The following is a 13,908-nucleotide window of genomic DNA, read 5'->3' as shown; positions in this document are numbered from 1 at the left end:
AGGCTTGCATTTTAGCAAGCCTATATCAACAGTTAGACGTGAAACATTTACACATTATGACTTGCGGCCACACTCTTCAATCCAATGACTCAAGGTTTCAAACAATTCATTGAGTACTATAGGTTTAGTGATATGAGCATTCATTCCCGCCGATAGACTTTTTTCTCTATCGCCCGACATAGCATGCGCAGTCATCGCGATAACAGGTAACTCTGTCGCAGAGTAGCGCTTACGCAGCTCTTTTGTCGCAGTCAAGCCATCCATCACTGGCATCTGAATATCCATTAAAACTGCATCGTAGTTGGCGCTGTCAATCATATCCAATGCTATCTGACCATTTTCAGCAACATCCACAGTATAACCTGCACTTTTAAGCAGTTCGGTAGCGACCTGCTGATTAATGAAGTTATCTTCTACCAGCAAGATGTAACCCGTATCCTTATCGGTCGATTCTTCACTGACTTCAGGCAATAGATTTAAGCTCGGTTCATCTGAGAATGCCAAAATGATTTCATCAAACAACGATGAGGCTTTAAACGGCTTTTGCAGCAGTGCGAATACATTTGAGCCCGCTATATCTTTATGCATAGGCTCAGCCGCATAAGCCGTCATCATGATAATCACTGGACGTTTGGCTAACTTACCTGAAGCGACCATGTCGTCGATCTCTTCAATTACTGCTATGCCGTCCATTTCAGGCATCATCCAATCTAGGAGCAACAAGTCGACTGGGTTCTTGCTGAGTTTGTATAATCCTTCAGGGCCGCTAGCTGCGGTATCAACAGAGAAATGGAAGTCGCGCATCACGCTCGAGTAAATCTGCAGTGCTGTTGGGTTGTCATCTATAACTAAAGTTTTCAATCCCCCTAATGTAGAGGGGATAACCAGTGGCTGCACTTCAGCCTCTTCAGCAATCTCAAAGCTAATGGTAAAGCTAAAGGTACTGCCCACCCCCATCTCACTTTCAACTTGCATAGTGCCACCCATCATCGACACTAAGTGCTTACTGATAGACAAACCTAGACCGGTACCACCGTATTTACGAGTGGTAGAACCATCGGCTTGAGCAAAGGCATCAAACAGTATCGCTTGCTGCTCTTTACTGATCCCGATCCCCGTGTCACGCACCCAGAATTTTAGCGTTATACGGTGGTCACGCTCACCAACATCTTCACAGCCAAGTTCAATTTCACCTGATTTTGTAAATTTAACCGCGTTTGAGAGCATGTTAATCAGAACCTGACCAAGACGCAGCGGATCGCCCTCAAGAATTAGCCCTGCCGTGACAGGGGCATATAAGAGTAGCTCGACTCCTTTCTCTTGCGCTTTTAGCGCATTAAGATCCAGCGCGTGATCCAGTACTTTATCAAGTGGGAATGCAACCCGTTCAAGCTCTAGCTTACCGGCTTCAATTTTAGAGAAATCGAGAATATCGTTGATGATCCGCAGCAGTGAATGCGCAGAAAAATCAGCTTTTTCTAGGTAATCCTTTTGCTGTAGAGTCAATGATGTACGCTGTGCTAACTGCAACATACCGATAATTGCATTCATCGGTGTACGGATCTCGTGGCTCATATTAGCCAAGAATTCACTTTTATAGAGATTGGCCATTTCAGCATCTTGTTTCGCTTCAAGCATCGCGACTTCATTACGCTTATGACGGGTAATATCTTTGTGGGTACCGACCATACGCTTTGGTTGGTTAGTTGGAGTAAACTCAACCACACGGCCACGAGACAGCAACCAATGATACTCACCACTTTTACCCAACATCCTAAATTCGACATCATAGGTGCCAATAGGATTGTTCAAGTATTCATTACGATGCTCCTCTACCCTAATGCGGTCATCGGGATGGATCAGCTCATCGATTGTCGAAACCAGTGCCGGAAACTCATTACTTTTATAACCCAGCATTGAGTAATAGGCGGGGTTACAGATAATTTGTTCAGAATCTAAATACCAATCCCATAAGCCATCTTCTACCGCGTCCATCGCCAAATGATAACGCTCTTCAGATAAACGTAGCTGCTCTGCCGACTCATATTCTCGGGTGACATCACGCCAAACTGCAATCAAACCAAGTAGTTCGTCGCGGCGGTTATAAAATGGAATTTTTAGGGTATCAAGTAATACAGGTTTACCGGCAAAATCGACTTTTTCTTGGTAACGAAGTGGTACTCGATTGGCGAGTACTCTCTCATCTTCGGCGCGAATACGAACGGCTTGTTCGCTCGGGATCAATGCATCGGCATACTGACCAACAATCTCATTTTCGGTGTAGCCCAGCATTCGTTCGGCAGATTTATTACAGCCCAAATAGCGACCATCTTTATCTTTAAATACAATCGCCTCAGGAATTGAATCGAGTAAAGAACGCAGCAGTGCATACTCCTCCTCGCGTCGCTCAGTGGTCTCTTTTAGTCGCTCTGTTCGCTGGGCTACCAATTTATCCAGCCGCCTGTTTTGCTCCGCAAGATGGCGAGTATATTGCTTGTTCTCTTCAAAAATCCGACTCACCAGCTGGAACCATGGCCCCCAACCTTGAGTAATCTTCTCAGGGGGTTTAATTGGCTCAGCGGAACACTCTTCGAGATGCGTCAGTAATCGAGTTGCAGGATTAACGAAAGAGCGCCTGGTTTGCCAATGCACAATCGTCACCAATACCGACAGTGCCATCACCACTAATACAAATGTCAGCTCAAGCTTTTCCCAAGAGTCTTTAAAGAGATCATCAACATCTTGCAGATACAGCAAGCGCCAAGGCGCATTGTTTAAAGCAACCGAATGAATATAGTAACCATTGCGAATAATGCCTTCATGAGCATCAAATAACTCGGACTCTGGAATGGAATGCAGTTCAGAAGGGATCTTCTGACTAATGTGATAAACCCGATTAAACTCAGAAGTATCGATATCACTGTGGGAGAGAATATTGTTGTCTTGATCCAGCAAAATCACTGTGCCAGGCATTTTAAAATAGAGCCGGATCTGTTTTGCGAGTGAGGAAAGGGTCATATCTAAGTTAATTGAGCCAATAAACTCATCTTCTAAATAGATGGGCACCCCCAACGTAGTTAATAGGCCTTTTTCCGCAGGTTCGACATATGCTGGACTCCAAAAAATACTGCGCTGCGGATTCATGGCTGGCGTTGCTAGCTGAAATTGTTTCTTATTAAGCAGTTCATCACGGAAGCGTTGTTCATTAGACGGCCAAGGATAATAAGACATAATCCGCCGTTTAGAGGTGTAATAAATAGATGAAGCGTTGGGTGCGGCAAGTGTCGCCACTGGAAATGAAAGAGACAGTTCAAATAACATCTCTAGCTCTTGATAAAACTTATCGCTACGGCCGTTGAGCGAACCCGCACCAGTGATACGCCCCATATTAGTGAAAGGTTCACCGCTTTTAGCATAACTGGGTTCTAAGGTAAAAAACTGGCCGCTTTCGTTAAACTTTTCATACTGGGGTAAGCGCTCTTTACGTACGAGTTCACCCAGCCTGAGATGGTCAATAGCAACGTTACGCAAGCTTTTTACTGCTCTAATACTCGACTCAAGCAATAGATCAATCTGCAATACATGGCGTTCAACAAGCTCTTCACGCTGCTCTATCACTTGGGTTTTTTGTCTTTCAAAAAAGAACCAAGCGGTGACAAGCGCCATAATGATTACACCAATATAGGTGTAAAATACGGCTCTACTATAATTTTTCTGTATCGGTGACTTTAGCTGAGGCGCTTGATCAGTCGGTTTCATTTACAGCCCTTGGTAATACTCAATCGAAATGCATCTTGGTTAGCGCCAATGCCTAAGACATATACTCATTTGACCTGAACATAGACTTATCTCGGCATGCTACCTAATAGTATCAGGAAGATAACGTATTGGAATACTCAATAGTAGCTTAAAATGTAACGAATTATCGAACAATGGCCTCAATATCTTTAAGGCCAATTAGTTCAAGCTTGTAATACCAATCAGAATAAAGATTTGATCGCTCAGCGAGAGTTTAGCGGCTTTGAAGTAAGGTCATTAAATGCTCCTGCATTAATGACATTCACCACATCCATGTGGTTAGCAATGAATGAAGTACATAGCTATTGCATCAGAGCCGCTAAAACTCGCCTGTAGGAGTGTTTTTGGCTTGCTACTTCTGTGTTGAATAAACTCATAAGGGAATAACCATTATGTCATTTATCCGCCTTGAATTAGCTTGCCAAAAACACTCTGAGTAGATCAACTTCTTATACTGATTGGTATAAGCCTAATAAGCGATGGCTTAACTTATAGGTTCTCTTCAGCAAACTCTGCTAAACGTGAACGTACCACACCGTTTAAGTAAACATTGGCGCTACCATCAAAATCTTTAAAGCGCTCTACAATGTAGGTTAGACCTGAAGTGACTGCCGTCAGGTAATTGGAGTCGATTTGAGCCAAGTTACCACTACAGATCAACTTAGTGCCCTCTCCCATACGGGTGATCATGGTTTTGATCTGCGATGCCGTTAAATTTTGACACTCATCAAGCAGTACTACCGAGTTTTGAATTGAACGCCCACGCATGAAGTTAATCGACTTAAACTGGATATTAGCTTTATCCATAATGTAGTTCATGCTCCCGCTGGGGTTAACATCATTTTTATGCAGGACTTCCAAGGTATCAGTAATAGCGGCGAGCCATGGCGCCATCTTTTCCTCTTCAGTTCCCGGTAAGAAACCGATCGACTCTGCAATCTCTGGAGTGTTTCGAGTAACGATAACTTTTTCATACTTGCCACGCTCAACGACCATCTCAAGCGCTGCAGCCATTGCCAATAACGTTTTGCCGCAACCGGCGGGCCCCGTTAAAATCACCAGATCGATATCGGGATCGAGTAGCGCTTGCAGTGCCATTCCCTGATAAACATTTTTTGGTCTTATCCCCCATGCATCTAGATTCATTAATCGCTCTCGACCAAGATCTAGAAACTTAAGCTCGCTATCGGTTTTCTCGATAATACGACCGCAAAATTCACGCCCCTCATCTAACAAATATTGGTTGGTGTAAAAAATGTCGTCGCCTAATTTATCGATTGGCACTTTGTGCACAGTATGGCGACCATTACTTTCAGTAGTCACATCATCGGTGTGCTGCCAAAAGTCACCTTCGAACTTATGGAAACCTTTAGTTAGGAAGCGAATATCGTCAATTAATTGGTCGGTACGATAATCTTCAACACGTTGTATACCCGCCCCTTTGGCTTTAAGGCGCATATTAATATCTTTGGTAACTAACACAACGGTGCGGGGTTGATGGCTCTCTTGCAGGTGCAGTGCGGTATTTATAATGCGGTTATCGTTATTATCACCAGGCATGCTGCCAATGGTGAACTCGATTTGATGGTCCGGAAAAATGGACAGCGTGCCGTTAGCATCACTATGATCTTCTCGCCTAGGTAATGGTACACCTTGGACAATTTGCTCCGGTGTCGTTTGCCCACCGAGTATGTCTTCTAAGGCCCTAATTGCGACCCTTGCATCGCGGCTAACGTCACGTTTTCTATCCTTGATAAGATCCAGTTCTTCAAGAACTGTCATTGGTACGACTACATCATGTTCCTTAAACGAATAAATAGCCAAAGGTTCATGCAGTAATACGTTGGTATCCAGTACAAACAACTTTCTGTCGTCTTGTTCCATGGCGCCTCCAATTGTGCATTAGTTTTGATTACAAGATAAATGAAGCTCCTTCTAAGGGTGGTATATAACAAATCATTAACTTCATACTGCCACCAATATTGTCTCGCTTCAATGCCCTTAGGTAATTTAAGGTGTCATCATTAGCGCTGAATTATGACAAGTTGATGATGCAGTAGAACAGGTTCATTCAATTGGTGAATTTGTAATCTATCGTCAACAGATTTAAGCTAATATTAGTAGGTTCAATTTCAAAATGTGTGGGATTGTTATAACATACGCGCCCCTTGTGATTCACCCAGTATATGAGAGTTTTTAAATGCCGTTTTCCCTTGGTCAACGTTGGATCAGCGATACCGAATCAGAACTAGGTTTGGGTACAGTCGTCGGTATGGAAGGCCGTATGGTCACTGTACTTTTTTCTGCGACTGGCGAGAATAGACTGTTTTCTCGTTCAGAAGCCCCGCTAACACGCGTTATCTTCAATCCAGGCGATAAAGTTGAAAGCCACGATGAATGGTCATTAACCGTTACCGAAGTTGAAGAAAAAGATAACCTTATTATCTACCACGGCATTCATAGTGAAACAGGTGAGCAAGCCAGCTTGCGTGAGACACTGTTGAATCACAATATTCGCTTTAATAAGCCACAAGATCGCCTGTTTGCCGGTCAAATTGATCGCATGGATCGGTTTGGTGTGCGCTACCAATGTCAATTACTGAGAAATAAACTGGCGACCTCCGACTTACTTGGACTACAAGGGCCAAGAGTTGGGTTGATCCCACATCAGCAGTGGATTGCTCATGAAGTCGGTCAACGTTTTGCGCCGCGAGTATTACTCGCCGATGAAGTAGGCCTTGGTAAAACCATTGAAGCCGGTTTAATCATTCACCAACAGCTTTTGACTGGCCGCGCCGAACGTATTTTAGTTATTGTGCCGGACACTTTGCGTCACCAATGGTTAGTTGAAATGCTGCGCCGCTTTAACTTGCGTTTCTCGGTATTCGATGAAGATCGCTGTGTTGAAGCTTATGCTGATAACGATAATCCTTTCTACACCGAACAACTGGTTATCTGCTCGCTTGAACTACTGCGTAAGAAAAAGCGTTTAGAGCAAGCATTGGATGCCGATTGGGATCTGATGGTTGTCGATGAAGCGCATCATTTAGAATGGTCTGAAGATGCGCCAAGCCGCGCTTATAAAGTGGTTGAAGCATTAAGTGAAGTGGTTCCAGGCGTACTACTACTTACCGCAACACCTGATCAACTCGGCCACCAGAGTCACTTTGCCCGCCTACGCTTGCTTGATCCTGACCGCTTTTATGACTACCCCTCTTTCTTGAAAGAGGAAGAGAGCTATAAAGATGTCGCTACCGCAGCGGATGCTTTAGCTTGTGGCGAAAGCCTCTCAAGTGAGGCTATCGCTAGCCTAACGCAGTTACTATCAGAGAAAGATATTAGCGACAGTATAAACCTCATCCAAGACGCAAGCGCCAATGCAGACAAGCGCAATCAGGCTCGTGAAGAGCTTCTACAAGAACTACTCGACCGCCACGGTACAGGTCGTGTGCTGTATCGTAACAGCCGCGCCTCGGTAAAAGGTTTCCCTACTCGTAACCTGCATATTCATCCGCAGCCTATGCCAGAGCAATATGTTACTGCTTCACGTGTTAGTGCCATGATGAACAAGCATTTAGACACCAATGCAAAAGTACGACAAGTGCTGAGTCCTGAGAAAATCTATCAAGACTTTGATAGCGGTAGTGCCAGTTGGTGGAAGTTTGATCCTCGCGTTGATTGGTTGATTGATTTCCTTAAAACCAACCGCAGCAAGAAAGTCCTTATTATTGCCAGCCAAGCTGAAACGGCATTGAGCCTAGAAGAAGCACTGCGCACACGTGAAGGGATCCAAGCCACGGTGTTCCACGAAGGCATGTCGATTATTGAACGCGATAAAGCTGGTGCCTACTTTGCCCAAGAAACCGGCGGCGCACAGGCACTTATCTGTAGTGAAATTGGTTCAGAAGGCCGTAACTTCCAGTTCGCAAGTCATTTAGTCTTGTTCGATCTACCGCTTAACCCTGATCTACTTGAGCAACGCATTGGTCGTCTCGACCGTATTGGTCAGAAAAATGATGTTGAGATCCACCTGCCTTATTTAGCAGGTACTGCGCAAGAACGATTAATGCAGTGGTATCATCAAGGGTTGAATGCCTTCGAATGCACTTGTCCAAGTGGTCATATTCTATTTGGTGAGTTCTCAGGCGAGCTGCTTGAAACCTTAACCACCGACGATGAGTCAAGCCTTGAGACCTTGCTTGATAACACTAAGTCACGTTATCAAGAACTGAAAGTGGCGATGGAGCAAGGGCGCGATAAACTGCTAGAGATCAACTCTCATGGCGGCGAGCGTGCTAACAAGTTGGTTGAAAGCTTGGCAGCCAGAGATGAAGATACTCAGCTCATTGGTTCGGTGATCCGCCTGTGGGATATCATCGGTGTTGAGCAGGAAGATAGTGGTGAAAATGCGATAGTGCTGCACCCAAGTGAGCATATGATGTTCCCAACCTATCCAGGTCTGCCGGAAGATGGCATTACTGTCACTTTCGACCGAGATATGGCGCTTTCACGTGATGACATCGCGCTTATTACTCAAGAGCACCCTATTGTACAGACTGGTTTGGACTTAATCACCTCTTCAGAAACGGGCACCACTAGTGTTGCAGTGTTGAAAAACAAAGCATTACCCGCTGGCACTGTGTTCTTAGAGCTAATCTATATGGCTGATGCATCGGCGCCAAAGTCTAGCCAGCTATATCGTTACCTGCCGCCAACACCTATTCGTATCTTACTGGATAAGAGTGGTAACAACCTATCTGATAATGTGACTTACGAAAGTTTCGACAGACAGCTAAGTGCTGTTAACCGTCATATTGCGAGTAAGCTAGTGACCGCCTCACAAGCAATTTTGCATCCGCTATTTGCTAAAGGGGAAACCTTTGCAGCGAATGAACTCAAATTATTGACTGAAACAGCTCGTGAGAAAATGACTCAGCAATTGACTGGTGAGCTTGAGCGACTAAAAGCACTTAAAGCTGTTAACCCAAATATTCGTGATGAAGAATTAACGCATTTAAGCGAACAGATGAGCGAGCTAAACCGCTACCTTGATAGTAGCCAACTGCAACTTGATGCTATTCGTTTGGTGTTAGTCAGCCACGCTTAAAGTAACGACCGTTTAAGCCCTGCTTTTTAAGCGGGGCTTTTTGTTTTTTAACAGGCACACTGCTAAAAACACAAATTTTACTAGCAGACCTTAAGCGCTACATTCCTTTGCGATATACTCGATGAATTGACCTCACTCCCCTTGGCTGCATTAAGGTTGTACTCGCGTATGTATCAACAAAATTTAAATCCTTTAAAAATATTGCTTACGCTTGTCTTAACCCTAACAGTGACCTTTGTTGCGGCGCCAACCAAAGCGCAGGATTTTTCTTATCTACCTGAGAGCGAAGTCAACTACCTGCAGGTGGATGACCAGCAATACCCAGCGCTTTTAAGATCGTGGCAAGGTAAGAAAAAATTAGGACTGGCGATTATTGTTCCACAACTCGGCTCAAGCCCTGATGAAGCAGGCTTTACTGCATATATACGACGTGAACTTAATCGAGCAGGCTGGGCAACACTTGCCATTACACCACCCACAAAGCCAACAATGCCCAACTACGCAACTCAAGCTGAAGATGTCGCCAATGCAGGAGATAATCAGCTCAGCCAACAAAGCACCCAAGCTATGCCAGTGTTCAGCGATGAGCAACTCACCCTCAATATTGAGCAACAGCAAAGCTTCCTAATTAGCAGCATGGCTCAGTTAGACAATTTAGGTAAGGAGTTTCAAGGCAAACGGATTTTAATCAGCTCAGGTGATAGCGCAGCTATTATCGCCGAATTACTAAAAGATAATCAGTTACCAATGCCAGATATGCTCACCGTGATCAATCCCTATAGTGACTATCCAAGCCACAATCAAGCACTACCAAAACATCTCGCAGAGCTGAACATACCGATACTTGATATCCAATCTAGAGACGGCACCGCCGCATCCCTTGCTACACAGCAAATGCGTTTAGAATTGTTACCACAAAACCAGCCTTACAAATATCATCAATACAGAATGTCTCTTGATCTACTACACAAAGAAGGCTGGAGTAACGGCATTAAATTAATTGAAGGCTTTGCACTGCGGATAAATAAAGCCTACCCCAACAACGGATAGGCTTATTGGTATTACTTCTTAATCTTTGCTTAACTTTAATGCGCCAGCAATCAGTACTACGGTTATCCCCATATAAAGTAAATCTAACGTTGTAACTGGTTTGATTTCAGTAAAGAACGAAAATACTTTGATGATCAGCATCATCAGTATCACTTTGCCTAATTTACTCTTAAGCGAATCGATACTACTGATGATCAGTATTTTTCCGCCCGCTTCACTTTTACTCGCTTCATCTAAGTTACTAATGAATAGCTCATATAAACCGAATGCAAAAATGAGTAAAACGGCACCAAGTAAAAAGGTATCTAGGATCTCAACCACAACCATAACCAGATCATTACGAATCGCGTGGCTACCACTAAACACATAACCCCAGATAAGGTGTAACATGTGAATAACGTCTTTTAGACCCATTGCAAAAACAACAAAAGCTGCAATTATGCAAGATAACACACCAAACATAACCGAAAGTCGGCTACTCCATAGAAAACGCTCAAAAAGCTCACGCACAGAAATTAATTCCAATCATTTTAGATAATAGCAATCAGTATAAGATACAAAAGTGCAAAATATGCCTTTAGATGACACACTAACTTAAGGGTTATTTGTGAGGCAGATCACAAAATGATTAATTGGTGAAAATCACCAACCTGATTGCCTATTTCTATACTCCTTTAGAGAGTCTTTAGACTGTCTTATTGCAGCAATAATTCGGTTCTTACCAGCCAATAATCTCACTTGATAAAAAGACTCTCTGCGCAATAATTGCCTAATGGGTGCGCTCCAACTTTTTTGAATGCTTTGCTTAATGGCCGCATTTGCATCTGGAGATGTTTGCATCAGTTTTTGAGCGAATATGGTTGCTGCAACCATAGGTTCTACCTCAACGGCAGTGAGCAAATTGTACGACAATGCCTCTTCGGCTGTTAAAACATCCGCAGTCATAGTTAACTTAAGCGCTTGATCTCTAGGCATTAGCTCTCTAAGTCCGACAAAACCAGCCATATCCGGCACTAATCCCCAACGCGCCTCCATTATCGACAACTTACAAGTAGGGGCTGCAATTCTAAAATCAGCACCTAACGCAATTTGCATCCCGCCGCCATAACAAACGCCTTCCAATACTGCGATGACAGGTACAGGTAATCGTCGCCAACCTATTGAAACCCGCTGCGCTAAATTGGCATTACCAGGAAGCCATTTAAACAACAGCTTTACCGCATCGAAAGGGGATTTACTGACACTCTTTACGTCGAGACCAGAACAAAAACTCCCGCCCTCACCAAATAGGATTACAGCTCTTAGTGATTTGTCCTTTCTAAGCTGAACTATACATGCATCCAGTTGCTTAAAAAGCTCATAATTCAAAGCATTATACTTTTCAGGGCGATTTAGAGATACATACGCAATATTATCTTCTTTTCGTATCGAGACTAATTTATTGCTCATTTTCAAATCCTTTTACTCACTACTGGTCAGTCCAGATAGCAAGTTAACACATTTGGAATAAATCGTTAATACCTATAACATGTTGTTGTTTTTTGACTATCGTCAATAAACTGTCATGCAGTGCTACTTTCTATCATTGTCAGGATAGAGGATAATTATTGGTGTTTGACCTGTGTATTTCTTCATTTATGGCATAGATGTGACACGATTAGGAAAGTAATTCAATTGCAATATTAGCGTTAGAAAAGCAGAATAGTAACGCAGTAGCTTTATATTAAAGTATTTAAATTCATACATATAGGCATAAGTAAACTTTCAGTTAGCTTTTAAAAATAACAAAAAATAGTTAACTTGAGCACGAATATTAGGATAAAAGAACAATAATGCCATTTCCCGTACTAATATGTGACGACTCTGCGCTCGCAAGAAAGCAGATGGCGCGGACACTTCCAAAAGAGTGGGACGTAGAACTCACCTATGCCGCTAATGGTGCGGAAGGAATAGATGCGATCCGTGAAGGTAAAGGCGAGATTGTTTTCTTAGACTTAAATATGCCTGTCATGGATGGTTACGAAGTCCTCGAAGCGATCCAAAGAGAAGATCTTCCAGCTCTCGTCATTGTCGTTTCTGGTGATATCCAAATAAAAGCTCACGAACGAGTCAAAGTACTTGGAGCACTCGACTTCATTCAAAAACCAGTAAGTGTTGACGCTATCAGTCATATCTTGCAAGAGTACGGCATTTTAGAACTCGCAATTGGTACTGGCCAAACTGAAAACCCAATGGTTGAGGTTGACCTGCGAGATGCTTGCCAAGAAGTCGCAAACGTCGCAATGGGACGCGCTGCAGACTTGTTATCAAAACTACTCGATGTTTTCGTGTTACTGCCTATTCCTAACGTTAATGTGCTCGAAGTCAGTGAACTGACAATGACGCTAAAAGCGACGGAGGAAAACGGTACAGTTTCCGCGCTTTGCCAAGGCTTTATCGGTGCAGGTATAGCAGGTGAAGCTTTACTGCTATTTCATGACTCCTCTTTCCAAGATATGGCCAAGCTGATGAAGCTTGAAAACCCAGAAGACGAAACCACTGAGTTAGAGGTCATGATGGACACAGGTAATGTGCTTATCGGTGCCTTTCTCAATGGGATCTCAGAGCAGCTACACATGAAATTCAGCCAAAGCCATCCCGTGGTATTAGGCCGTCATTGTACCGCCAATGAACTCATTCATGAGAATTCAGATAAATGGCAACGCACCCTAGCAATGGAAATTAACTATCAAATTGAAGATCATGATATTCAATGTGATTTACTGCTGCTATTTACTGAAGACTCATTGCCAACGCTTAATTATAAGCTTGGCTATTTGCTAGATTAAGATGGATCATAAGATGGCAGACGATCAAAGCGCGATGAACGAGCTACACTGGCTGATTGATATGGTGCAAACCATTGAAGTTGGATTAGTCGTACTCGATAAGGATTACAACATCCAACTGTGGAATGGTTTCATGGAAAACCACAGTGGCGTCTCACCTAATTCGATTAAAGGTAAAAATCTGTTTAAGCAGTTTGACTACCTTCCCTCAAAGTGGCTTAAGCACAAGATGGAGTCAGTATTTCAGCTAAAAAATCGCGCCTTTATTAGCTGGGAACAACGCCCATTCATTTTTCAGTTCAAAAACTATCGTCCGATTACTGGCCGCGCAGATTTCATGTACCAAAATGTTACCTTGCTGCCGCTATCATCGCTGACGGGCGAAGTCACTCACTTAAGTATGATTGTCTACGATGTTACTGATGTTGCCATTAACAAGTTGCAGCTAAAAGCAGTTAATGAAAGCCTGGAGGTATTAAGTCAAATAGATGGCTTAACCCAGCTTTACAATCGGCGTCATTGGCAGCTTTGCATGCAAAAAGAGTTTGACCGCAACAGTCGCTACGGCGATGAGACGACCTTAGTAATGTTGGATATTGATAACTTTAAGCTGATTAACGACACCTACGGCCATCAGGCGGGTGACAAAGTCATTCAGAACGTTTCGCACCTAATCAAAAAGTCATTACGAGAAACAGACTGTGCAGGCCGTTATGGTGGCGAAGAGTTTGGCGTTGTGCTTGCCAATACACCGGCTGCTAATGCGCTATTTTTTGCAGAGCGATTACGGAAAAAAGTCGAACAATCAGAAACTGTGTTTGACGAACAGATCATTAAGGTGACGATTAGCATTGGCATATGTGATATCCAACCAGAGGTTTTGACTAGTGAAGCGTGGCTTTGCTTAGCCGATCAGGCCTTATATCAAGCGAAAGAATCGGGCAGAAATTCCTGTGCTATCCATCAACATAATAACAACTAGCAACCTGCGGATTAGCGGTTATTATACCAATCAGTATAAAGATTTGATCGCTCAGCGAGAGTTTAGCGACTTTGAGGTAAGGTCATTAAATGCTCCTGCATTAATGACATTCACCACATCCATGTGGTTAGCAATGAATGAAG

8 protein-coding genes are annotated in these 13,908 nt (G+C 43.4%); 4 read left to right on the top strand and 4 right to left on the bottom strand.

Features of this window, described 5'->3' with window-relative positions; all coding sequences use genetic code 11:
- Positions 1-54: 54 nt before the first annotated feature.
- Positions 55-3,759 carry a response regulator gene (locus SWP_RS02570; RefSeq protein WP_044555596.1) on the bottom strand — a complete coding sequence of 1,235 codons (3,705 nt, stop codon included), beginning with the start codon at positions 3,757-3,759 and terminating at the stop codon, positions 55-57.
- Between the two features lie 528 nt (positions 3,760-4,287).
- Entirely contained in the window at positions 4,288-5,682 is a 1,395-nt protein-coding gene (locus SWP_RS02565; protein WP_020910772.1) for a PhoH family protein, read from the bottom strand.
- A gap of 316 nt (positions 5,683-5,998) precedes the next feature.
- On the opposite strand from SWP_RS02565, the gene rapA reads away from it, so the two are divergent.
- The gene (gene rapA / locus SWP_RS02560) at positions 5,999-8,905 is read left to right on the top strand and encodes an RNA polymerase-associated protein RapA (RefSeq protein WP_020910771.1); all 2,907 of its coding nucleotides are present in this window, start codon (positions 5,999-6,001) and stop codon (positions 8,903-8,905) included.
- Between the two features lie 168 nt (positions 8,906-9,073).
- Positions 9,074-9,955, top strand: coding sequence for a DUF3530 family protein (locus SWP_RS02555; RefSeq protein ID WP_044555595.1), 882 nt, complete (start codon positions 9,074-9,076; stop codon positions 9,953-9,955).
- An 18-nt stretch (positions 9,956-9,973) separates the two neighbouring features.
- Here the strand turns inward: SWP_RS02555 and SWP_RS02550 are convergent, their stop codons facing one another.
- The gene (locus tag SWP_RS02550; RefSeq protein ID WP_044555593.1) at positions 9,974-10,465 is read right to left on the bottom strand and encodes a YqhA family protein; all 492 of its coding nucleotides are present in this window, start codon (positions 10,463-10,465) and stop codon (positions 9,974-9,976) included.
- Positions 10,466-10,597: 132 nt separating this feature from the next.
- The gene (locus tag SWP_RS02545; protein WP_020910768.1) at positions 10,598-11,404 is read right to left on the bottom strand and encodes a crotonase/enoyl-CoA hydratase family protein; all 807 of its coding nucleotides are present in this window, start codon (positions 11,402-11,404) and stop codon (positions 10,598-10,600) included.
- A gap of 383 nt (positions 11,405-11,787) precedes the next feature.
- Here SWP_RS02545 and SWP_RS02540 point away from each other — a divergent pair, with 383 nt between their 5' ends.
- Both SWP_RS02540 and SWP_RS02535 read left to right on the top strand, forming a co-directional pair.
- Positions 11,788-12,783 carry a response regulator gene (locus SWP_RS02540; protein WP_020910767.1) on the top strand — a complete coding sequence of 332 codons (996 nt, stop codon included), beginning with the start codon at positions 11,788-11,790 and terminating at the stop codon, positions 12,781-12,783.
- Between the two features lie 13 nt (positions 12,784-12,796).
- On the top strand, positions 12,797-13,765 hold the full coding sequence (locus tag SWP_RS02535) for a sensor domain-containing diguanylate cyclase (RefSeq protein WP_020910766.1): 969 nt from the start codon (positions 12,797-12,799) through the stop codon (positions 13,763-13,765).
- Positions 13,766-13,908: the final 143 nt, after the last annotated feature.

This window comes from Shewanella piezotolerans WP3 (genome assembly GCF_000014885.1).
GTDB classification, from domain to species: Bacteria; Pseudomonadota; Gammaproteobacteria; order Enterobacterales; family Shewanellaceae; genus Shewanella; species Shewanella piezotolerans.
The sequence above is the reverse complement of the archived record's forward strand: the minus strand, read 5'-3'. Positions and strand labels throughout refer to the sequence as shown.